Source organism: Companilactobacillus sp. HBUAS59699 (genome assembly GCF_036913575.1).
GTDB lineage: Bacteria > Bacillota > Bacilli > Lactobacillales > Lactobacillaceae > Companilactobacillus.
Genome location: NZ_JAYKTV010000005.1, coordinates 49,686 through 73,862 on the forward strand (window position 1 = coordinate 49,686; position 24,177 = coordinate 73,862).

23 protein-coding genes are annotated in these 24,177 nt (G+C 37.4%); 19 read left to right on the top strand and 4 right to left on the bottom strand.

All coding sequences use genetic code 11. From position 1 onward, the window contains the following. Positions 1-5 precede the first annotated feature (5 nt). Positions 6-680, bottom strand: coding sequence for a response regulator transcription factor (locus U8519_RS10045; RefSeq protein WP_334330178.1), 675 nt, complete (start codon positions 678-680; stop codon positions 6-8). A 72-nt stretch (positions 681-752) separates the two neighbouring features. On the opposite strand from U8519_RS10045, the gene U8519_RS10050 reads away from it, so the two are divergent. Further along, positions 753-1,529 carry an ABC transporter ATP-binding protein gene (locus U8519_RS10050; RefSeq protein WP_334330315.1) on the top strand — a complete coding sequence of 259 codons (777 nt, stop codon included), beginning with the start codon at positions 753-755 and terminating at the stop codon, positions 1,527-1,529. Beyond that, a complete protein-coding gene (locus tag U8519_RS10055; protein ID WP_334330179.1) occupies positions 1,510-3,516 on the top strand; it encodes an FtsX-like permease family protein in 2,007 nt (668 codons plus the stop codon). Before U8519_RS10050 ends, U8519_RS10055 begins: the two co-directional genes overlap by 20 nt. Here U8519_RS10055 and U8519_RS10060 read toward each other — a convergent pair. Continuing rightward, positions 3,509-3,952: a hypothetical protein gene (locus tag U8519_RS10060; RefSeq protein ID WP_334330180.1), complete on the bottom strand. Its 444-nt coding sequence runs from the start codon at positions 3,950-3,952 to the stop codon at positions 3,509-3,511. The two genes, U8519_RS10055 and U8519_RS10060, sit on opposite strands and share 8 nt — an antisense overlap. A 42-nt stretch (positions 3,953-3,994) precedes the next feature. On the opposite strand from U8519_RS10060, the gene U8519_RS10065 reads away from it, so the two are divergent. The 13 genes from U8519_RS10065 (at position 3,995) to U8519_RS10125 (ending at position 18,859) form a co-directional block, all read left to right on the top strand. Beyond that, positions 3,995-4,717: an MBL fold metallo-hydrolase gene (locus U8519_RS10065; RefSeq protein ID WP_334330181.1), complete on the top strand. Its 723-nt coding sequence runs from the start codon at positions 3,995-3,997 to the stop codon at positions 4,715-4,717. Positions 4,718-4,975: 258 nt separating this feature from the next. Further along, positions 4,976-5,374, top strand: coding sequence for a transcriptional regulator SpxA (spxA, locus tag U8519_RS10070; protein ID WP_025023189.1), 399 nt, complete (start codon positions 4,976-4,978; stop codon positions 5,372-5,374). Between the two features lie 259 nt (positions 5,375-5,633). Next, a complete protein-coding gene (locus tag U8519_RS10075; protein WP_334330182.1) occupies positions 5,634-8,102 on the top strand; it encodes a BspA family leucine-rich repeat surface protein in 2,469 nt (822 codons plus the stop codon). 83 nt (positions 8,103-8,185) lie between these two features. Beyond that, the gene (locus U8519_RS10080) at positions 8,186-8,869 is read left to right on the top strand and encodes an adaptor protein MecA (RefSeq protein WP_334330316.1); all 684 of its coding nucleotides are present in this window, start codon (positions 8,186-8,188) and stop codon (positions 8,867-8,869) included. 481 nt (positions 8,870-9,350) lie between these two features. Then, positions 9,351-10,202 (top strand): MetQ/NlpA family ABC transporter substrate-binding protein, encoded by an 852-nt coding sequence (locus tag U8519_RS10085; RefSeq protein ID WP_334330183.1) that lies wholly within the window; start codon positions 9,351-9,353, stop codon positions 10,200-10,202. 22 nt (positions 10,203-10,224) lie between these two features. Further along, a complete protein-coding gene (locus U8519_RS10090) occupies positions 10,225-10,698 on the top strand; it encodes an S-ribosylhomocysteine lyase (RefSeq protein ID WP_334330184.1) in 474 nt (157 codons plus the stop codon). 26 nt (positions 10,699-10,724) lie between these two features. Continuing rightward, positions 10,725-11,501: an SDR family NAD(P)-dependent oxidoreductase gene (locus U8519_RS10095; RefSeq protein ID WP_334330185.1), complete on the top strand. Its 777-nt coding sequence runs from the start codon at positions 10,725-10,727 to the stop codon at positions 11,499-11,501. 286 nt (positions 11,502-11,787) lie between these two features. Further along, positions 11,788-14,100, top strand: coding sequence for a hypothetical protein (locus tag U8519_RS10100; protein ID WP_334330186.1), 2,313 nt, complete (start codon positions 11,788-11,790; stop codon positions 14,098-14,100). Next, on the top strand, positions 14,100-14,918 hold the full coding sequence (locus U8519_RS10105) for an NEAT domain-containing protein (RefSeq protein ID WP_334330187.1): 819 nt from the start codon (positions 14,100-14,102) through the stop codon (positions 14,916-14,918). Before U8519_RS10100 ends, U8519_RS10105 begins: the two co-directional genes overlap by 1 nt. Then, the gene (locus U8519_RS10110) at positions 14,896-15,783 is read left to right on the top strand and encodes an ABC transporter substrate-binding protein (RefSeq protein WP_334330188.1); all 888 of its coding nucleotides are present in this window, start codon (positions 14,896-14,898) and stop codon (positions 15,781-15,783) included. Before U8519_RS10105 ends, U8519_RS10110 begins: the two co-directional genes overlap by 23 nt. Then, the gene (locus U8519_RS10115) at positions 15,755-16,732 is read left to right on the top strand and encodes an iron ABC transporter permease (RefSeq protein WP_334330189.1); all 978 of its coding nucleotides are present in this window, start codon (positions 15,755-15,757) and stop codon (positions 16,730-16,732) included. Before U8519_RS10110 ends, U8519_RS10115 begins: the two co-directional genes overlap by 29 nt. Further along, positions 16,713-17,432: an ABC transporter ATP-binding protein gene (locus U8519_RS10120; protein WP_334330190.1), complete on the top strand. Its 720-nt coding sequence runs from the start codon at positions 16,713-16,715 to the stop codon at positions 17,430-17,432. The genes U8519_RS10115 and U8519_RS10120 overlap by 20 nt, the downstream gene beginning before the upstream one ends. Before the next feature lie 560 nt (positions 17,433-17,992). Continuing rightward, positions 17,993-18,859, top strand: a complete 867-nt coding sequence (locus U8519_RS10125; protein ID WP_334330191.1) for a competence protein CoiA family protein — start codon at positions 17,993-17,995, stop codon at positions 18,857-18,859. Between the two features lies 1 nt (position 18,860). Here the strand turns inward: U8519_RS10125 and U8519_RS10130 are convergent, their stop codons facing one another. Further along, the gene (locus U8519_RS10130) at positions 18,861-19,511 is read right to left on the bottom strand and encodes a DsbA family protein (protein ID WP_334330192.1); all 651 of its coding nucleotides are present in this window, start codon (positions 19,509-19,511) and stop codon (positions 18,861-18,863) included. A gap of 158 nt (positions 19,512-19,669) precedes the next feature. Between U8519_RS10130 and U8519_RS10135 the strand changes: the two genes are divergently transcribed. Genes U8519_RS10135 through mgtE form a run of 4 tightly spaced genes read left to right on the top strand, consistent with a single transcriptional unit; the run spans position 19,670 to position 23,415 of the window. Beyond that, on the top strand, positions 19,670-20,326 hold the full coding sequence (locus tag U8519_RS10135) for a GTP pyrophosphokinase (protein WP_334330193.1): 657 nt from the start codon (positions 19,670-19,672) through the stop codon (positions 20,324-20,326). Positions 20,327-20,328: 2 nt separating this feature from the next. After that, positions 20,329-21,141, top strand: a complete 813-nt coding sequence (locus U8519_RS10140) for an NAD kinase (RefSeq protein WP_334330194.1) — start codon at positions 20,329-20,331, stop codon at positions 21,139-21,141. Then, a complete protein-coding gene (locus U8519_RS10145; protein WP_334330195.1) occupies positions 21,128-22,036 on the top strand; it encodes an RluA family pseudouridine synthase in 909 nt (302 codons plus the stop codon). The genes U8519_RS10140 and U8519_RS10145 overlap by 14 nt, the downstream gene beginning before the upstream one ends. 5 nt (positions 22,037-22,041) lie before the next feature. Continuing rightward, entirely contained in the window at positions 22,042-23,415 is a 1,374-nt protein-coding gene (gene mgtE / locus U8519_RS10150; protein WP_334330196.1) for a magnesium transporter, read from the top strand. A gap of 47 nt (positions 23,416-23,462) precedes the next feature. Here mgtE and U8519_RS10155 read toward each other — a convergent pair whose 3' ends face one another. Further along, positions 23,463-24,101, bottom strand: coding sequence for a copper homeostasis protein CutC (locus tag U8519_RS10155; RefSeq protein ID WP_334330317.1), 639 nt, complete (start codon positions 24,099-24,101; stop codon positions 23,463-23,465). Positions 24,102-24,177: the final 76 nt, after the last annotated feature.

Consider the following 24,177-nt stretch of genomic DNA (forward strand, 5'->3'; position numbering starts at 1 on the left):
CTCACTTAAGGGATGATGTATCCTTGTCCCACTTTAGTTACGATATAATTCTTCAAGCCGAATTTTTCGATCTTACCACGCAGACGATTAATATTGACAGTCAAGGTGTTGTCGTCAACGAAACGCTCATCGTCCCACATGAAGTTTAACAGTTGTTCACGAGTGACGATTTTTCCTTGATCACGTAACAGGCGTTGTAACAGCTTGTATTCGTTCTTGGATAAGTCGATCTTGTCTGATCCGATCTCAACGGTTCCACTAGAAAGGTTCAGTTTCAAGCCGTTGTGTTCGATGACATCACTAGTATTCTTAGTGAAGTCGTAAGTTCTGCGAAGTAAGGCATTGATCTTGGCGACTAAGATATCGACTGAGAAAGGTTTCTCAACGAAATCGTCAGCACCCATGTTCATTGCCATGATTTGGTCCATATTTGAATTTCTGGATGAAATAATTATTATCGGTGTTTTAGAAACCTTACGAATCTCCTGATTCCAATAATAGCCGTCGTAAACAGGTAGGTTGATATCTAATAATACTAAGTCAGGCTTGTATTCATTGAATTCTTCCATTACCTTATTAAAGTCCTCAATAATATGTGTATCGATTTGCCACTTCTCAAGATTTTCACTGATCAGTGTAGCAATTGAATGATCGTCTTCAACAATCATAATTTTGGCCATTGTGAAACCCCCTCGTGCTAGAATGAAGACACTAACTATTATAATAACAATATTATCTTAATTATTGGAGAAATTAACGTGCAAATTATCGTAAAAAATATTGCCAAGGATTACGGCAAACGTCTGAATGCGGTCCACGCAATCAAGGATATCAGTCTGGAAGTAAAAAAGGGCGAGTTCTTAGGTATCATGGGTCCGAGTGGTGCTGGCAAGTCGACGCTGCTCAATATGATCTCAACTAATGAGCGTCCAGATCACGGACAAGTCATTATCGATGACATTGACATGACACAACTACATGATCGTGAATTAGCCAAATATCGCCGCAATAAGATGGGTTTTATTTATCAGAGTTTTGAGTTGCTGGACTCATTGAATGTCAAAGAAAACATTATTCTACCACTAGCGCTCAACCATGCGAATAAGAAGTTTATTGAAGCACGTGTCAAACATCTGAATTACTTGCTCAATATTGAAAAACTCAGTAATCGTAACGTTGATGACTTATCGCTAGGACAGAGACAAATTGTTTCAGCGGCACGAGCTTTGATCAATAATCCTGAGATTTTGTTTGCGGATGAACCGACTGGTAGTTTGGATTCTAAGTCAGCAACGATCTTGTTGAATTATATGCAAGTCATTAATCAGCGCGAGGATGCGACGATCTTAATGGCAACACACGACGCTTTCACAGCTAGTTATTGCAGTCGAGTGGTCTTCATCAAAGATGGGACGATCTTCTCTGAGATAGTCAATTCCGGTGAGCGTGAAGACTTCTTCGAACAGATCATCAATATGCAGAGAACGATTGGAGGCGGAAGTTATTTCAATGTATCTCAAGATAATTAGACGCAGTCTCGCCAAGATGCACGATAGTTATTTGATTTATATTTTGTCATGTAGTTTTGCTATCGGTATCTTTAGTATTTTGATCTCACTGACGAGTAATAAGATCATGAAGCACGACATTAGTTTATGGCGGACGTCCTTAATGCCGATCGTCTTCTCACTTAGTATCGTCTTTGCCATTTCAGCCTTTGTCTATATGGCGTATGTCGGTGGTTTCTTTATTAAGCAACAGCGGCATGAATTCTTGACCTTCCAAAAACTCGGCATGTCAAAAGCCACGATCACGATCATTGGTTTCTTACAAACGTTAGTTATTCAATTTCTCGCTTGGGTCTTGGGCTTTGTGGAAGCAGTTATCTTTCAGAAGTTCTTTGGTATGTTACTGCTATATCTAATGCGCGTTCGGATCAGTTTCACCGCAGACTTGAAGCTCGATGGGTTAGTGGTGCTATTGCAAATAGCCGCTTACGCTATCGTCATTTTCAGTTTGATCAATGCTATAAGAACTTATCGAATCGTTAAGAACGATGGCTCTAAGCGGCGTGAAGCTAGTTTCTGGTTGCGTATACCAGCAGGAACATTGGGAATCGTCCTATTTGTCAGTGCTTTAGTTGTTGTCATCAGTATGTTTACTGACATCGAGAGCTACGGATACAGCAATTATGATAATCAGATGATCCTTCAGATAATGTATATCTTTGTAGGCTTTTTCTTTGGGACTTATTTGATCTACTTTGGTTTTTTACCAGTACTATTGACAATTTTGCAAAAAATAAAACGGCTTTCGTATTCGGGACTGAACATGTTCAGTTTCAAATATCTCAAAAGTCGTTTGAAAAAAAATACCTCAGTCTTGTGGTTTGTGACTGAGCTGTCAACGATGGCGTTGATGTTATTGACGGTTTGTTACTTTGGCTATCAATTGATCTACGATAATTATCATTCGGAGTATCCGTTTGCCTTAACTGCCAATAGTGATACAGCAGATGACGTTAGGAAGACGATCAACGAGAGTAAAACGCAGGTCAAAAAAGAATATCATTCCAATATTAAAATAACGTTAGTCTCTACCTTGGATACAAGCGGACGTGTACTGGTCCAGCGACCGGCATCGTTTATGTCGTATTCTGAGTATATGAGACTCCCTAAAAAGATCCGAGACAATAATCCGCAAATAAATTCCAAACAATTCATGCGGATCGGCTTCGGGAATGATGAGACTTTTGGATTTTCTAATCGAAAGATAGAATGGAATGTTAAAGGTGCCAAAAAAATCGTCACTAGAAAGAATGGTTCGTCATTTCCATATGGTGGTGGAATGTTTGCTGGTTCGTTGATGATCGTACCGGATCATTATTATGAGAACCTACCCACAAAAACGACAGACACGTTCTATGGCTGGTATTTCAAGCATGGTGATAAGTTATCCAAGAAGCAGGTAAAAGGGCTTGATAAGCTGCGACATGCGTATATGATCAGTGTTGACGCCAAGTCTAGTTTGAAAGATTCAACATTTACTATCAAGAAGTACGATTCCATGAATCGCACTGAGAATGATTACATTCAGTCAGGTTTCGTTAGACAGGAGAGCGCCAAACGACACTTGAATCAAATCGTAGGCTTCTTCATCTTTATGATCGCCATCTTCAGTATCGCTCTCTTGATTGCTTTAGGCAGCGTCTTGACACTGAGGATATTATTGCGAGATGATCATGAGTGGCGCCAGTTGAAGACGCTCAAAAAAATCGGCGTTAGCAATCGAGAAGTTAGAAGCATTGTCCGCAGTGAAAATGCCTTGACCTTCATGATTCCATTAGTCTTCGCAGTCTTACAATCCTATGCGCTGATTATGCTATCAGGGGATGGCGGCATGTCGCTTCAATATGAATTCGGTTGGATAGTTGCCAGCTATATGGTTCTATACGGAATAATTGGTATAATTACATATCTGATCTCATGGCGAAGCGTCAAGCGACGGATCAACTAATAACTTCGTATTCCTTAGTGAAAAAGCCGAAGGGTACTTTAGAATCGGAACGGATACCGTTATCGATCTCATTTTGGATATATTTACGGCCATCTTCCATGTGAGTTTGATTATCAAAAGTACTTATTATCAAGTATTCTTGCAAGTTATCGCGTAATTGATAAATAGCCGAATTATAGTTTATCTTATCGGTATCGACGAATTTACTTTGAAATATTGAAGATTGGTCTACATTAAATTTTAAATATGTCAACAAATACACCTCGTCGACAGAATCAATGGATCCCGTCAGCTTGCGGTATTGCCCATTTCTGGTTAATTCTTTTATCAAAAGATGGTCTGTTTTATCATCAAATAAGGGTTTTAATAAAGTATCAGCAGAATTCTGTTGATGCTTTAAAAAAGAATATGTGCCTAACTTTAATGTTATGTTCATAATTTTGAAATCCTTTCAATTAAAAATTTTTGGAGGTTTTCTATGTTAGTTACAGTATTAGGTTATTATGGAGGATATCCATACAAAGGTATTGGTACTTCAGGTTACTTATTGCGAAACGGTGACTTTGACGTCTTGATCGATTGTGGTAGTGGAGTTCTTAATGAATTATCGAACTTCATCGCACCAACTGATCTTGATGCCGTGGTACTATCGCACTATCACCATGATCATACCGCCGATGTTGGAGTTTTGCAGTATAATTGGCTCGCAGCCAAGGAACCTGAACCACTTCCAATTTACGGTCATACTCAAGACTTTGTCAACTTTGCTCAGTTAACGAGTGAAGGGGCAAGCAAGGGGATCGCTTATAACGATTATGAACCGACCGAGATTGGACCTTTCAAGTTTGAGTTCATGCGCACGATTCACCCGGTTCCAGCTTACGCAATGAGGATCACTAAGGACGACAAGACAATTGTTTATACCGCCGATACAACTTACTTCGACGGCTTGGTAGACTTTGCTAAGGGCGCTGATCTTTTGATCACGGATACTAATTTCCCAGAAGACGTTACAGGTCGAAAGTGGCATATGAATACCAAAGAATCAGGTACCTTAGCAAAGGAAGCTGGCGTTAAGAGATTGATGATCAGCCACTTGCCACAAACAGTTGATTCTAAGACTATGTTAGAACAATCACAAAAATACGCTGGAGATATTCCAGTTGTAAGTGCATTTGCTGAACTTGAAATCAACGTTTAAGTTGAATACTGATACCATAAGTTTTTAGTATATATCTATAAAATATAACTAATACAATAAATAATTTTATATTTATATAAATTGTGAACCCGTTACACAAACATTGATGTTAAAGGTGCTATTTTTCACAATATACGATTTGTAGAACAGTATTCGTAGTTTTTATACGAAAAAGTATAGATTTTATTTTCGTATTAAGGTAAAATATTTATGTGTTCAAATAGTATTGAATAATACACTAGAAAAGGAGAGATTATAATGGTAACTATTTATACATCTCCAAGTTGCACTTCATGCCGTAAAGCAAAGGCTTGGCTCGAAGAACATGACATTCCTTACAAAGAAAGAAATATTTATTCAGAACCTTTAAACAAACAAGAAATTCAACAAGTATTACAAATGACAGAAAACGGAACTGAAGAAATCATTTCAACACGTTCCAAAGCATTCCAAAATCTTGACGTTGATCTTGACGATTTAACGATCGATCAATTGTTGACATTAGTTCAAGAGAACCCTGGTTTGTTAAAACGTCCTATTATCATGGATGACAAACGTCTCCAAGTTGGTTTTAATGAAGACGAGATCAGAAGATTCTTGCCAAGAAGTGTTAGAACTATGGAGTTACAAAAAGCTCAACTTATGGCCGGTTTGTAAGATCGGTTAAATAGTTGATTTATATCCACTATACATCGTGTATGGTGGATATTTTTTTGTCCTTTTTTTGATAGGCCTAAATAGCATAAAAATGAAAGATAATACTCACTTTTGGTGAATATGAGTATTATCTCGATTGCTTACTTACTAAATGTCGATAATTATAAAAAACTTTTATAAAACATGACTGATATTGCTATGAATATATTGATAAAATTTTAATTATTAGGAAGATAACAATTATAAGGCGGCATCTATTATGACAGGGGTATATATCAACAAGATCAAACAATGCGCAGTGAGTATAATCGTTGTACTCGTGGGTGTATTTTTAACGTTAAGTGTTTCACAGACGGTTAAGGCAGATGATACTGATATTCAACAAGTATTGAATCAAGACAATAAGACATCTACTACTACCATAATGCCGTTAATAATCGCCATCACAAAAAATTCATCAGCAGACGATATAGCTAGTGGAACTTTTGGCAATTGTACTTGGAGTATTGATGCTAATGGTAGATTGGACATTGAGGCACCTGCTGGTGGTACTGGGCTAACAGGTGAGGTGGGAAATACTAGTAATGGTCAGATAACCGGACTCCCATGGATTGATTATAGAAAGGATATAACTAGTGTTTACGTTGGCACTGGAGTAATCGCTAACCAGAGTTCTTATAAACTATTTGCTAATTTAGACAATGTGACTGATATCGATGTCGGTAATTTGAATACTAGATATTTGAAATCCATAAATTCCTTCTTTACGACAGATCCTAAGTTAACTAATATTGTTGGATTGGAAAATTGGTCAACGTCACAAATGACAGATATGTCCAATCTATTTAGTTCTGATAGCGCAATAACATCAATTAACGGACTACAAAATTGGGATGTATCTAATGTTGTGAATATGAGATCAATGTTTAGTTCAGATAAAAAATTAGTAGTTACTGGTCTGGATAAATGGAATACATCTAATGTTCAGTATATGGATTCAATGTTTAATTACATTGCAAATACTGATTTAACTCAAATACAAAATTGGGATGTATCCAATGTTACAGATATGTCTAGTATGTTCGTCAGTAGTTCAGCATTAACTAATTTGGATATTTCAAATTGGAAAACTTCAAACTTAACAAATACTAGTTCTATGTTTAAAGGTTGTAGCGGTTTGAAGTCAATTACTGGTATAGGCTCCTTGGATGTTAGTAAAGTTACCACTATGGCCGGCATGTTCTCACAAGCAAAGGGTATTACCGAACTTTCAGGGATAGAGAACTGGGACACGAGCAATGTTAAAAATATGAACGGGTTATTTAGTGGCACGACCAGTCTGGAATCACTAGACTTGAGTAAGTGGAATACCACTAATGTAACTGATATGGGAAGTATGTTTAGTAATGATAGTAACCTCAATGAAGACAGTTTAATTGGTATCAGTAATTTTGATACAAGCAATGTAACTAATATGGAAAGTATGTTCAATGGAACTGGGTTTGTGAATTTGAATTTGGATAATTTTAAAACTGAAAAAGTACAAAACATGAACTCTATGTTTGCAGGGACTAATCATTTGAAAAAAATTAGTGGTAGTTTCGATACTGGTTTAGTCACGAATATGTCGTCTATTTTTAATGGTTCGAGTATTAGTGACTTCTCGGACTTCAATATTGCTGATTGGAATACTAGTAAGGTTACTAACTTTTCGTCCGCTTTTCAAAAGACACAATTTACTGACTATGGCTTCTTGACCAATTGGGATGTCAGCTCTGGAACTAATTTTAATTATATGTTCACCTATTGTTCTAATATGACTGTCGCCCCAACTGAAAAATGGATACTTAGTAATAAAAGTGGCAAAATTTATGCTTATCAAATGTTTTGTAATGATCCCGAACTTTTGACTGTTGATATGTCTAACTCGGGAACAGTTGTTGTGTTTTACTATATGATAGGTATGTTCAGTGGGGATAGTAAATTAGCAACTGTAAATCTATCAGGAGTCGATAATAGTTCTATGTCTGGTAGTCTTATGGCTGATATGTTCAAGGGAACGACGAGTCTTTGGAAGCTCCAGTTGGGTTCTGATTTTGTGATTTTACCAGAGGCACATCTTGAGGATCACGCTGCTGGTTCGGTAATAAATGATCCCGCAGATCCAAGTGGTGATTACAAAGCGGTAAGTTCCTATTGGCAGGCAATTGGTAATGGGACTGATCATGATCCTGACGGTGATTTTTATTCGAAAGATCAGTTATTAGATTTGTATTCCGGTAATGGTGCAACAGCTAATACTTATGTTTGGCAACAAAAAATGAAAATGGATATTTCGATGGATGTGCCGGATGTTAATTTTGGTACTATTTCTAATCTGAATGGATTGACCGAACGCAGTAATGATGACTGGGGAATTACTGTCAATAGCAAGACATTTCCGGATGTACCGGTTAATGCCAAGATAAGCGTATCCGCAGAGAGTCCATTGACCTCAGCTGATGGTACTCACACGTTGGACAATGCATTGATATTCAAAGATAACACTGGAAGCAGCAACGTCGTCAATAGCACACCAGTTCAAGTCTATGATAATTATTTGGACAGTGGATATAATTTCATTAAGTGGGATAGTAAGCACGGATTATTATTAGATGTCAACGATACTCAAGCCCCGTCAGGCAAGTACACCACAACGCTGGACTGCACAATGGTCAATAGCGTATAATTTTGTCTAAAATTGAAAGGTTTCTTTACTTTACAAAGATTTTGAGACTGTTAAAATGTAGATACAGAATTGAGGTGACTATGATGGAAATGGATCGACTTAATGAGAACACAATCAGAGTCATTCTTAGTACGCAGGATTTGCAAGATCGTGGAGTAACTGTGCTTGATCTCTTGGGAAACAAGAAACAGATCGAATCATTTTTCTACAGTATTTTGGATGAAGTTGACAAGGACCACGTTTTCTCTAACAATGAACCGGTAACTTTTCAGATTATGCCAAATAAACAGGGTTTGGAGTTACTTATTAGCAAGAGTGACGATGTTGATGGCGCTGGTTCATTGCCATTAAATACGTTACAAAATTCAAATGATGATAGTACTGATAATAATCAATTTGAATATGATAATGCTAAATTGGGTAATGCTGAGTACGATGAGGATACTGCACCATACTTGAATGATCCTGATACACCTACGAAGGCAATTATTGTTGAATTTAAGAATTTCGAAGACTACATTCAACTTGCTGATTTATTGCACTTGGAGAGTGGTATTTCTAATTTATGGGAATATCAAGGTAAGTACTACTTGCAATTAGTCCTGTTTACTGATGAAATGTATGATATGTCTTACAATGATGTTATGGCAATGTTGAGTGAGTATAGTTATAAGACTAAGGTCACAGCTGCCGTATTGTCAGAGTATGGTAAAAAAGTAATGAGCAATACAGCATTAGAAATGACTAGACATTATTTTAAGAATTAAGAGTCGCGATGGCGGCTCTTTTTTTGTATTAATTTAAAATTTTATTTGACAATATAAAAATAAAAGTGTAAATTAATCACCAATCAAATGATTAAAGATTATTTAATCTTATTAGACGTTGAAGAGAAGAGTAAGTTGATTAGTAGTTTGCATAGTGACCGCTAGATAGTGAAAAGGCGGAACGAAAGTTTAACCGAAGATGAGCTTGGAGTCTTACCTAGGTGAAAGCCAAAGGTACGCAAGGATGCGATATCATCCCGGACATGTTAGTGTCGTTGAGGTATTTTGTGTAACTAAAATACGAATTAGGGTGGTACCACGGTAATCGTCCCTACATTGCAGAGTAATTCTGTGTATGTAGGGACGATTTTTTTATTGCATGAGATTTTGAGGAGGCGGATATATGAGAAATTTATTAATTTATAAACCACCCATGTGGTACTCAAGCTAAAGAGTTTTTTAATTTGAGGGGGAAAAGGAAATGAAAAAGCAGTGGCACAAAGTTTTTGGAACTATCATATTAGCACTATCGATTTTTATACTAGCAGGTTGTGGCAACCAATCTTCGGCATCTGCCAATAAGACAATCACCGTTGGTTCGCAAGGTTCTGATTTAGAGATTTGGCAACACATTGCTAAGAGTTCGCAAGCCAAGGATGCAGGACTTGATATCAAAGTAAAAGAGATCACCGATGGAACACAATTGAACAAAGCAACGACTGAGGGTCAAGTTGATGTCAATGCATTCCAGTCATGGTCATACTTCTTGGCTTACAATAAGCAAAATCCAAATGGCAAGTTAGCAGCCTTAGGAACAACTTATCTTGAACCACTGGGAATTTATTCTAAAAAATTCAAAAAAGTCAGTGATATCCCTGATGGAACAACCATAGCAATTGCCAACAATCCGGCCAATACTTCCAGAGATTTGTTGCTACTACAAAAGGCAGGTTTGATCACACTTGATAAAGGCTTCGATGCTCTGAGCAACACGAAGGATATCAAGAGCAATCCTAAGAATCTGAAATTCAAAGAGATCGATGACACCACTGGACCTCGTGTTCTAAATGATGTCGATGTGGTTCTTATTTCTAACACAGTTGCTTTGGATGGTGGATTACATGTTTTGACCGATTCTATCTACCACGAAAGTGTCGATCAAAGCACGAAGGACAATGTCAATATTTTGGCAACTGCCGCAAAGAATAAGAATAATAAACAATACAAGAAATTAGTTAAGTTGTATCACAACAAAGCAATCCAAAAATATATTACAAAGAAATATTACGGAACCAAAATTGAGGTCAATAAGCCTCTATCATATTTGAAATAAAATTTTAAGGAGATATTACATTATGGCAAAAGTTGAAAGTTTTACATTGGATCACACAAAGGTTAAGGCACCATACGTTAGATTGATTACTGAAGAACACGGAACAAAGGGCGACACGATTTCAAATTATGACCTCCGTCTAGTTCAACCAAATGAGAATGCTATTCCAACTGCCGGATTACATACCATCGAACATTTACTAGCAGGATTGTTGAGAGATAGATTAGACGGTGTTATTGATTGTTCACCATTTGGTTGTCGTACGGGCTTCCATCTGATCACTTGGGGTGAACATTCAACAACTGAAGTGGCACAAGCTTTGAAAGGTGCTTTGGACGACATTGCTAATAAGATCGAATGGAAGGACGTTCAAGGAACAGACAAGTACAGCTGTGGTAACTATCGTGATCACTCATTATTCTCAGCCAAGGAATGGTCAAAGAAGATTCTTGAAGAAGGAATCAGTGACGATCCATTTAACAGAAACGTTATTTAATTTGAAGTTGTAAAGGAGTCGAGTTCATGAGTTTATTTGAAGAATTAGAGGATAAAGTAGTACTCGTTACCGGCGGGCATCAAGGCATCGGGCAAGCAGTCGCTGAAACTTTTTTGAATGAAAAATCAATTGTCATCTGTGCTGATCTAGCCTTTGACAATAAAGAATTGGTTAAGTCATCAGCGAAACTTTACAAGATCCAACTAGATGTCAGTGACGAAGAGAGTGTTAAAAACCTTACAGCTCAACTTATCGCCAATAATTTAGTACCGAATGTTTTGGTCAATGTGGCTGGAATTTCGACAATGAATTATTTGATTGAGAGTAAGACGAGTGATTTCGATAAGACGATTGCCGTGAATACGCGTGGAACATATTTGATCACTAAGCATATCGTCAGTGAAATGGTTAAGGCCAAGCGACCGAGTAAGGTTGTCTTGATAGCTTCCCAAGCAGGGAAGAATGGTTATCGAGCAATGTCTGCTTATGTCGCATCCAAGCACGCCGTGTTGGGATTAACTAAGACCTTAGCAATCGAAGTCGCTCATAACCAAATCAACGTCAATGCCGTTTGTCCTGGTATCGTGGAAACTTCAATGAAACATCGTGAACGAAAAGACGGCGCTGAGATTCGGGGATTGACACCAGATGAGATTGAACAAGAGGATAATAGCCAAGTTCCACTAGGTAGAACTGGTCAGCCTCAAGATGTCGCCAATGTTGTCTTATTCCTGTCGAGTCACTTGTCAGATTATATGACTGGGCAAGGAATCAACGTTACCGGTGGAATGACCATGAATTGAAAACATATAATAGAAGGAACTGGAAGAGAAGTTGCTGTTATGGTGACTTCTTTTTTTGTGTTTTGGTGGTTAAATTATTAAAAAACTAATACCAAAAAGAACTTCAAAAATATAAATTTGAAGTTCTTTTTTGGTATTATATATAATATAGGAATATCACAATATTCCATACTTAGGGTTGTTACTTATTGACGGAATGGAAACGCTGTTATATTCTTAAATCAAGATTTACATTTATCGAAATCAAAAAATCGATAAACTTCAATTTGATGGGGGAGATTAAATAATGAAGTATAAGGGAGTAACACTATTTAGCGCGGCTTTGATTCTATTGGGGAGCGTTGGCACTGCCACAAGTTATACTGTCGATAATCCTACTCATGTTAGCGCTGCTGGAACTGATACAACAATAAGTAAGTTACTTGGTGATAATACCAATGTTTTAAATAAAGTGTTGTCTTCAGATTCAGATAGTAAAGACGAGACTGCTACTGAGTATAAAATAAATTATGATGTTAGAAATGCTGATGACGACTCTAAGGCATCGGCAGCCGCTAACTACTTAACTAAAGTGGCTAAAGTTACTAAAAATTCTGATGGATCTTATGAAGTAAATATGCAAGCAAAAGTTGTTAAAGCAATGGATACTTCAGATACTACACCGCTTTTACAAATTACTTCTATAGATGGAGAAAAAAATATTAATGTAGATGAAGATAAAACTTCAGATGCAATCAACAATATTTACACTTTTAGTTTTAGTGTACCTGATTTGATTTCTTTGGAAAATGAAATACCTATCCTATTTGTTATAACTATTCCCGCCGATGTACTTAATCCAAAAGCTGGACCAGATGATAAGCCAATGGTAATGGAGCCATCAGCTAATTTGAAATTTGATAAATTAAGTTTGTCAGATGCTATGATATCTGAAGGTGATACTGATAATGCTAATAAAGTATTAAAAGATCAAATTGACGATTTGCAAAATCAGTTAGATTCATTGACAAAATCAAAAAATGATACTGATGCTAAAAATAAGGATCTAAGTAATACGATTAATGATTTAAATAGTCAATTGAAAAAATTAAAAGCTGATAAAGATGCTTCTGATTCTGAGGTAACATCTTTAACTAAAAAAGTTTCTGATTTAGAGAGTGATAAAAAAGATTTGCAAGATCAACAAGATAAGTTGAATAGTCAAATAACCGAACTAACGGAAAAGGTCAATAAGCTAACTGATACTGGTAGCGTATTATCAAATACCTTATCTGATGCACAAAATGAGTTGAAAAAAGCAAAAGCAGCTAAATCGGATTTAGAAGATAAATTATCTGCACTTCAAACAGTTGCTGATAGTTTAAAAGAACAATTGAATCAAGCATTAGCAGATTCTAATTCAGCAGAACCAATAGACGTTGATGATGAAACTGACACAAATTATACTTATGAAGTTTTAAAGGAAAATCCATCAGATGGTACATCTGTTTCATCTAAATACTTTACAAAAAAAGCCAAAGTAACTAAAAATTCTGATGGAACATACACAGTTCAGATGCAATTAAATTATCCCAAATCTTATGGTAAGAATGCCGTGACGTTTACAAAAATTGCCGGTAATAACATTACTGATAGCCAATATAGTATTAAGGAAGATGGGGATAATTATTCTCAAACATTTAATTTTTCTACTGATGATATAGATGACTATATTCCAGTTACTATGAAAATGGATATTGCTGAACCTAAATTCAGTGCAACGGAAAGTGCTAATTTTAAATTGAAGAAGGCTTCTGATTCAAGTGATGAGTTATCAGAATTGGAGAGTGAGTTAGAATCGTTGCAAGACCAGCTTTCAGATGCCAATAATGCAACTCAAGCGGCAAAAGATGAGTTAGCAAGTAAGATAAAGGATTACGAAGCTCAAATAAATAAATTGAAGTCTGGAGATAGTTCAGATGATGATATTAAAGACGAATACCAAGTCCCATACGTAGTAAACAAGACTGGTACAAATACAGCCTCAGCATCAGAACAATACTTCACTCAAACTGCCTTTGTAAATCCTAACGATGACGGCACTTTCTCTGTTGAAGTTCAAATGGATTATCCTTTATCATACGGTGAAGACGCGGTTAAAATCGATTCTGTAAACGGGAATGACATCGATCAAAGCACTGTTACAACAACATCTGACGACAACAGTTATCTTAAGAGTTTCAAGTTCAACATTGATAACTTATCGGATTTGAATAACGCCATTCCTGTAACTATGGATATCAATATTGCCGGTGGAATATTCAGTGGTACAGAAACAGCTGATTTGGTCTTCGATACAACTGACCTACCAATTCAAGATCCAACTAACAATGGAAACAAGCAGGTATTAGACAATGGTTCTACTGGTTCAGGTACTGCCGCAACTAGTGGAACAACTCTAGGCACAACTGGAACGACAGGTACGACTGGCAATACATCAGGTTCACTACCACAGACAGACGCTAAGGGATTACCAACATATATCATGTATGCAGGTTTCATTATGCTTGCAGTTACATTAGCTGGTGCTGGTAAAGTCAAATTTACAGGCAAAAAATAATGAAGAAGCTCGGTTATTTAATTTTTGCCAGTCTAATTTTTTCCATCGTGGCACTGTTTAATGGCCTACAACTGACGGCAGATGCTGCAACGATCAACTTCAGTGCGCTGAAGTCGGGAACTAGTGATACTAGTTATGCTGATGCCTATATGGTCAAACCTGCGGAACTTAATATCGTTAACAACAAGTACCAAGTTACTTATACGATCAAAACTCAAAAAGCGCTTGGTAAATATCCGGTCCAAGTTAAGTCAATGAATGCCAACATTACTGGAATCAAGAATTACGATGACAATGGTAATTATTATTCAGCAGTAACTTTTGAATCAGATCAATTGTCGAATATTACGGGGACGATGACGATCAATGTTGATTCATACAATATTCATGCGACGCACACGTTTACTTTGAAATTTTATAATATTCCTAGTCTAGGTGGTGGTAATCAAGCCGCTGCTTCATCGAACAATAATTCTGGACAAGGTGGCAGCAATCAAATTGCTGATACAGGACAAGCCGATGATGCTGGCAGTGGTGGAGACAATGCTGCTGACAGTAACGGTGATGATAATAATACCGCTGATACTGATGAGAAGGCGGTCAAAGTCGGTGAACCCAAGAAGTTAAGCACTAATGCAAAGAAAAAAGCCGAAGCAAAAACTCCAGCTAAGAAATCAGATAGTCAAACCAAGTCTATCGAGAAAAAAGACAAGAAAAATAAAACTAATAACATCAACATTCCAAGAATTACAGCAATCACGACCGTAGTGGCACTGGTTGCAGGCGGAGGATATTTTGCAACGAAGAAATTCTTCTAAAAAAATAATCTTCGTCTTTTTTCTTTGGTTGATAAGTTTAGTTTCGATATTTTTCTTACACACTCTGTCAGTCAATCAAGCTAAGCAGACAGGTTCAGTCGTAATGACGACCGATGCTCTGACTTGGATGGCGGATGAATTACATATGGATCTAAAGGGGATGCCTAGTTCTGAATATCCTTTGCCCAAGGACTATAAGAATGTCGCTCGAGTGGGAACGCCGAATGCTCCTAGTATGGAAAAAATCAAAAAACTGAACGCTGATTCGGTTTATTCGGTGACGACTCTAAAGGATATGCAAGGTAAGAGTTATCAGGCGAATGGTATTAATGTTAAATATGTCAATCTTCAGACGGTCGGAGATCTGAAGAAGTCAATGAAGATGTTGGCTAAGAAATATCATAAGGAAACTTATGCACAAGCATTCATTGACAAGTTAGACAAGCGTCAACGTGCGATCGAGCAGGAGAATAAGAATCGCCCACGTCAACGGGTGCTAGTCTTATTTGGAATGCCCGGCGGTAGTTACTTGCAAGCCACCAGCAATTCTTACATCGGGTCGCTTGTGGAAATTACTAACAACAAAGTGATCGAGCCGAAGAATTCCAATGGAGAATATATTTCGGTCAATATGGAAGAGATTCAAAAGGCTAAACCGGAGATCGTTATTTGTTTAGCGCATGCGATGCCAGAAACAGTAGAAAAGTCATTCAAACAGGAATTCTCCAGCAACAAAATGTGGCAGTCACTGCCAGCGTTCAAGAATAAGAAGGTTTATTACTTGAGAGAACCGACTTATTCATCAACTGCCAATATGAACGTTATCAAAGCTATGAATGGGATTGATAAAATTGTCAACAAGTAAGCAAAGTAAGTTTAATAAATTTTTGTTCTTCAATATTGTTGTTTTATTAATATTTGTCTTTTTGAATATTTTCTCAGGTGACAACAGTATGGTGAATATTTTTGATATCCAAACGAGTGACTATCCGATTTTACAATTGCGGATCAGCCGTACGATGGTAGCGGTCTTTACCGGTGGCTTGATCAGTATTGCTGGATTGTTCTTACAATTGATTTTTCGAAATAATTTAGTTGACCCGGGATTAGTAGGATTAACTTCTAGTACGAGTTTTTTTAAAAATCTTTTGGCGATATTTTTACCAGCATTCTTAGGTTCTAATATTATTTACGGCGCTGTAGGCTCATTTATTTTGATTGCCATATTAATTTGGTTGAAGTCTAAGGATATTGGTCCAACGAGATTTGTTTTATTTGGTGTCTGTTTAACAGTCTTCTTCATAAGTTTGAATCAAGTTATGAGTTATATCACACACGCCGACAATGCGATTTTTTCAGGCTTTAACTTAGTCAGTCCCAGTGTGACTTACTTAATGATCATTGTAGGTGGAATTTTATTGTCAGTTTTAGTCTTATTTGACAAGTACATCCCTTACTATTCATTCAATGATAACAAGATCACTGAATTGGGAATCGATATTAAAAAAATAAATATTTATATTCTCGTTATCATAAGTATTATTATTGCGACAGTTGTTGGTATTGTGGGCGAATTCTTATTCATTGGAATCGTCATTCCCAATATTGTTAAGTCGATCAATGGTACCAAAACTGAAAATTATTTCTTCGATACGGTATTGTTGGGAGCTAATTTAATGCTGATATCTGACTTTATTGGACGTAATTTGTTCTTCCCAGTTGAAGTACCAGCGGGACTGATCTGCAGTTTGATCTGTGCACCAATCCTATTCTATTTTGTATTGCGAGGTAGCCATGGAAGCAAGGAATATTAGTTATTCATATGATGATAATTTAATTATAAATAATCTTTCAGTAGCGCTACCCAATGCTGGTGTAACGTCACTGATCGGCCCTAATGGTAGTGGTAAGAGTACGTTATTGAAGATTATGACCGGGCAGATTCAGGATTATCAAGGACAAGTTTTGTATCGGAATACGAATTTCCTAGAGATGCCGATCAAACAACGGTCTCAAATTGTTTCATACTTTAATCAGCGTGAACGAGTTTATGGATTGATCAGTGTCCGTTCGATTCTGGACATGAGTAATCATCAGAATATCGATTACATGGAGTTTGTTAATTATTTTGGCTTGTCTGATAAGCTGGATGAATCTTTTAATAATTTGTCTGGTGGACAACAACAAGTTCTGTTAGTCCTAGCCGTTCTGATTGAGAATACTAATTATGTATTTTTGGATGAGCCTTTTAATAATCTCGACCCACTGTACAAAGCAAAGTTAGTCAATTTGATTCGGTTTAGAAAGCAATATCAGTCATTCTTTATTGTTGACCATGATATCGATACGTTAGCGATGTTGTCTGATTGGGTCTTATTGTACAAAAACGGCATGATCGTTAATGGTGGCAGCACTCAAATTTTAAATAGTCAAAATCTTGGTTATGTGTTTAATACTAATTTTCAAACGTACTACGATGGTGTGGGGAATAAGCGGTTAGTGCAGTATTTTTAAGATTGCTGTTTGTGGGTGTTAGATGCCGCTGACGGTGGAAAATAACTCCATCTGCCGTAGGACCGGTTTCAAACTTCGTTTTCAACCTCGCTTTGAAGCCTGTAGTCTTCAAAGTCGTCCAGTGTACTAAGCGATAAATCGCTAAGTACACTATCACGGCGGATTCCGTTATTTTCCACCGTCAGCTAGGTTGGATTACCACTAGAGTGGCATTCATCTGATGTTGATTAATTATTTTTTATTATTACTAATGCTATCTAAATAGGGAACATCATGACAAAACAGTCGTGATGTTCCCTATTTGTGTAGTAATCAAATTTAGCTGGAGGTCAGAAGTAATGGAATCAGTAGCGACAGTGGTGTTAATGAGGGTGAACTTCCCGAATTTACAGCACGGACGTCTTTCTTGATTTGCGGTTTATGCAAAGCAAGAAAGCGAAGTTCAAGACCGCTTTGTGGCTTGAACTGGTCCCGCTACAGATGGAATTACTTCTGACCGGAAGCGGAAGAAACATCAGAAACAAAACCTTTTACGTAATTTAATTTAAGAGGTGAAAAATATGTATGCGGCATTAAATCAAGATAAGCAATTAACCAATGCAATCGAGAGTAACTTTGATGATAAATACTATTGTGTAAAATGTGAACGACCAGTGATCTTAATAAAAAATGACAATAATGCATTCTTTCGACATGAAAATGTCAGTCATAACGATGAGAATGAACGTGATATTCACAAGAAGGGCAAGGAATTGATCATCGATTCTTTGAAGATCCTCGGTTATAAGGATATTGAGTCGGAATACTACTTGAAAACTATCAAACAACGTCCCGATATCTTAATTGATCACAAGACAGTCATTGAATATCAATGTGCCAAGATCAATGTTAATAAATTATCCGATCGTGTCGCTAGTTATCATGCGTTGAAAATCCCAAATATTTGGATATTAGGCGGAGAATATTTGTCTAACCAAATATACAGGGTCCACTTGAAATTTGTCTCATATCGCAAATCATGGGGGTTCTACCTGATTATGTTGGACTCTATGCAGGAACAAATAAACTTATTCTACGAGATCAAACTATTTGGTCCTTTTAGTAAGATCAAGTATAAACGAAAAACATTTCTGATCGAGAATATTCATGATTTATTGAACTTTAAAGCTGAATTCTCGATCGATGAATCGGTGGAGATTAATTCGTATCAGTTAGAGAAGATTCGTAAGCTGAAGAATAAAAAAGCCGATGCCTTGAAATTGAAATTTTATCAAGTTAATGATCAGACGGTGGAAGATTTTTTGAGGAATCAAAAGTTCGGTGCTATCAAACCAATTTATCAAAATCAACAATGGAGGTTAGTCTGTGGGGAGCAGGCAAATTATTTGCGACAACCGTTTTTGTGCACAAAAAAAGAAGATAACTGAATTATCTTCTAAATTGGTCAATACTTACGACAGTATTGTTATTAATATAAGCCGGTTTAACTTCCGGCATAGTTGCTTCGAGCATCATATTCAAATTGTGACTGATAGTTTCTTCGGACGTTTTACTACCAAAGTCATTGATCATCAAGCCGGGTTTTTCAGGATGTTCATTATCGAAGATGACGATTGTTGGAGCTTTTTCGATGTGCATTTCTTTTGATAATTGTTTATCGCGTTTGATACCCAATTCGACGCATTCACTGTTCTTTTCAGCCATTATGGATTTATAGTCCAGACCACTGTTGACGATAGCTGTCTTAACAGTTTCGTCATTGAACGGATTGTCCAATACGTTGATTTGTTCTTGTAAGTTCATCAAGAAGTTACGAGCTTTTTTGTTTCCTTGGCAAGAGGCTGCTTTGTATAAGCGAGCTGCTTCTTCTACTTCTTGGGTAGCTTTAGCACGTTGTTCCAAGTCACATAACTTGTAGCCTTGCAATTGAATGTAATCATTGATTGTTTCCATGTTAAAATTTGTAACAAAATGATATTGTGTTTCAATTTCGTATTTTCTTGTGAAGTCAATAATTGATTGTTCTACCTTTAGGCAATACGAACATACGGGATTTATATAAATAAATACTTCCCACATTTTGATTCCCTCCATCTCTTTAGCATAGTCATTCTAACAGCAATAATATAAAAGGTAAAATTTTTAACTCATGAGTCGATTTTTCTCGTAATTTTCTCATTATAGTGCAACTTCCTCGGAATTACGATATATTAAATAAGGAAGTAAGTGGGGTTATCATGACAGAAATCAAATGGAATGAGTTTTTGATACCATATTCACAGGCGGTGGATGAATTAAAGATCAAGTTTAGAGATCTCCGTAAGGAATTTTTAGAAAAAAACGAACACTCACCAATTGAATTTGTGACTGGTCGTGTTAAGACTATTGACAGTATCAAAGAAAAGATGCGCCGTCGTTATATTTCTGAAGATCTGCTTGAGCAAGACATGCAAGACATTGCCGGAATAAGGATCCAGTGTCAATTTGTTGAAGATATATATGACGTTGCCAGGTTACTGCATATCAGAGAAGATATGCGTGTGATCGAGGAACGTGACTATATCGCTAACAGTAAGTCCAGTGGTTATCGTTCATATCATGTAGTTATAGAGTATCCCATTCAGACAGCTAATGGCCAGAAAAACATCTTGGCTGAGATTCAAATCAGAACTTTAGCAATGAATTTTTGGTCAACAATCGAACACTCACTTAACTACAAGTACCAAGGGGATTTTCCTGAAGAGATCAATGAACGGTTGAAGCGTGCCGCAGAAGCATCGTTCATGCTGGACGAGGAAATGTCAAAGATTCGAGAAGAGATTCAAGATGCACAGCAGTATTTCACTGATCGTAAACGAGATGTAAATAATACAACGGAGCATAAGGACAAATAACAATGAAATTTTGGGTAAATAATAACAATAAAGAACAGTCGATAGCTGCCGCCAAAAAAATCAGACAGGCACTAGTTGATAATGGTATGGAACAAGACCGCCGTGATCCGTTGTTAGTGATCAGTGTTGGTGGTGATGGTACTTTGCTGAGTACTTTCCACGCTTATGCAGCACATTTGGATACGGTCAAGTTCTTGGCGTTACACACGGGACACTTAGGATTTTATTCTGATTGGACTGATAAGGAGATCGACGAGTTAGTCGACTGCATTATCAAGTGTAACGAGAAGATTCCGTCAACTAGCTATCCACTTTTGGATATCAAGGTTGAACGCTTAGAAGGTGAATCCTTCCATGAAACAGCTATTAATGAGGCTGTCATGCGTCGTTTATCAGCATTGACGATGAAGACAAAGGTCAATCTAGATGGCGAATTCTTTGAAAACTTCCGTGGTGATGGGCTTTGCTTTGCGACACCGACAGGATCGACGGCTTATTCTAAGGCTATTGGTGGGGCATTGATTCACCCAAAGATCAGTGTTTATCAAATGGTCGAAATGGCATCGATCAATAACCGTGTTTATAGAACTATTTCTTCACCGATCATTATTCCACATAATCAACAAGTAGATCTTTATCCACACAAGGCGGACGACTATGTTATTACTTGTGATGGTATTTCTACGAAGTTAAAAAATGTTAAAAAGATCTCAGTAAAATTGAATTATCAACGGGCACAATTCGCCCAATATCGTCACCGCCACTTCTGGACTAGAGTAGAAACAGCCTTTTTAGGTCAGGATGAGCCACAATAATCGTTTCTTAAAGTTCACGATCAAAGATACTGACAAGAAGATAATCCGTAAGTTCTTAGAACATCAGCGCTTCTCTTCTAGTCAATTACATAATTTGAAAAACAAAGGCGGTCAAATTTTCGTCAATCATAAGCAGCGTCATTTTAACTTCAAGATGAAGACAGGGGATTCATTGTTGATCGTGTTGAATGATGAGCAACCATCAGATCTGATCGAGCCTATGGCCGGTCAGATCGATGTTATTTATGAGGATGAGTATTTATTAGTTGTGAATAAGCCACCAGGATTAGCTAGTCTTCCCGCTAAGGCAAGGTCAAGCAAGACGATGGCAAATATAGTTAAGTATTATTTAGAACAAAAAAACGAAAATAGCTCGATCCATCTAGTTACAAGATTGGACCGAGATACTTCAGGATTAATGGTTTTTGCCAAGAATTCATATACACATTCCCTATTAGATCAAATATTACATTCGGAGGGATTCAAAAAGTATTATTTAGCATTAGTATATGGACAGATGGAGCCGGCTTCAGGGTTGATCGATCTACCGATCGGCATTGACCCTAAGGCTTTTTATTTGCGAGCAATTGATTGGCAAAAAGGCAAAGATTCGAAGACAATGTATGAGACAGTGGAGAACTTCAAAACAGCTAGTTTGCTGAAATTAAAGTTATTAACAGGTCGGACTCACCAGATTCGAGTTCACCTTAGCGCCATGGGGCATCCCATCATTGGAGACGAAATGTATAGTCACCAAAAAGATTCCCGAATCAGCCGTCAAGCACTGCATTGTTATGAGCTAGAAATAATCCATCCAGTTACGAAAAAGTTATTAAAATTAAAGGCACCAATTCCTCAAGATATGGTATTGTTAAGGGGTGCGTTAAAGGGGTGAGAGTAATGGATGAAAATGAAAAAAGACTGCAAGAAAAGTTTGCACAACTTAAAATTTATCTAGACAAGGGTGATAAGAAACGATTTCGAAAGACCTATCTAGATATGCATTTTTATGACCAGAGTACTTTTTACCTTACCTTAGATAAACCAGAACGATTGAGTCTGTATTCCTTGTTGGAACCAGATGAAATGGGTGACATGTTCGATACTATCGAAGATGACTTACCAGAAATACCTGAATTTTTAAAAGAAATGGATTTAGATTTTGCAGCAGAAATGCTGAATGATATGTACGATGATAACGCCGCCGATGTCTTGGAACATTTAGACAAGTCTGACGTTGATCGTTTCTTAGGCCAGATGCCTCGTTCGGATGCTAATAATCTTCGTGGATTATTGCATTACGACACTGAGACTGCCGGTGGTATCATGACTACGGATTACGTTCGTTTTCATGAAGAAGAAACAGCTGCTAATGCGATTCGTGACTTACGTGAATTTGCCGAGACAGCGGAGACGATTTATTACTTATACGTATTAGATAATCATGATGACTTAGTTGGAGTCATGTCACTGCGTGATTTGATCCTCTTGAATCCCGATGACACCTTAGGTGAACAGATGAATAGCGACGTTATAACGGTTAACGTTGATGCGGATCAGGCAGAAGTTGCTAAGGTCTTCAGAGATTATGAATTCCTAGCTGTTCCGGTCGTTGACCATGCCAATCAGATGGTCGGTATCGTTACGGTTGATGATGTTATTGAAGTTATCGATGATGAATCCTTGCAAGACTATTCTGGACTTGCCGGTGTTAGTGTCGATGAGACAGTTCAAGATAATCCACTGAAGGCCGCTTCAAAGCGTCTACCTTGGTTGATCACTTTGTTGCTACTTAGTATGATCACAGCGACTTTGATCAATCATTATGAAGGTTTACTTGCTGAAGCAAGTATTCTAGCAGTGTTCATTTCTACCATTACTGGTACAGCCGGTAATGCTGGTACACAGAGTTTGGCTGTGGCAGTTAGGCGTTTAGCAGTTGAAGAGATCGATCGACATGAGTTCTTTAAGTTGATCGGCAAAGAGTTATTGACCGGTTTAATAACCGGTGTGGTTACTGGAGCGTCAGTTTGGTTGCTAGTAGGATTTTGGAAGCACAACTTCATTCTGGGAATGGTTATCGGTTTAGCGATGTGTGCGGCAATTACAGTTGCTAACTTAGCTGGTAGTTTGATTCCAATGTTGATGTCAAGCTTTGGGTTTGATCCGGCCGTTGCCAGTGGACCATTTATCTCAACACTGAGTGATTTGACCAGTGTTCTGATCTACTTCAGTATTGCAGGGATATTTTTGCAATCATTCGTACGAATGTGAATAGTTATTAAAAAAACGTTGAGTGAATTTTTCACTCAACGTTTTTGTTATGCCAAATCTATTAAACGTGTACCATGCAGTTCTTTGACATCTAATTTTGAAGCCACTTCATCGCTGTTTTCATAAGTAATACCACCACCTGGTAGAATGTCGATTCTGCCATCAGCGTAATCGATAGTTTTTTTGATATTATCGATTGTTTCATTGATGCTGATATCCAAAGGTCCACCGTGAGTTAGGATACGGTCAACATCGTGATCGACTAACCAATCGATCGTCTCAGGTTGATTCTCTTCGGGAATATCATCGAAGGCCATGTGGAAGACTACTTGCATACCGGAACTGGCAGCAATCAGTTGTTCCATAGCATCTTCGTCTAATTCACCGTCTTCAGTTAAAGCACCGAAAGCCACGGCATCGACACCCAGTTTCTGTGCTTGGAAGAGGTCGGCTTCCATCATTTTTAGTTCTAAGTCGTTGTAGATAAAATTGCCACCACGGGGACGGATCATCTCGACAAGAGGGATCGATTTTTCTTGTAAGTATTTAGTTGTTTCTTGCAAAACACCAGTACTAGGAGTTGTTCCACCAACTGCCAAGTTATCATTCAATTCAATTCTGTTAGCCCCAGCTAGGACAGCTTGAGGGATAGTTGTAAAATTTTCTACAGCAATTTCTTTATAAATAAGAATCACTTCTTTCGATTTTTTTAAGCATGATAATTGTACACAAAAAAAGAACGTCTTGCGACGTTCCTGTATT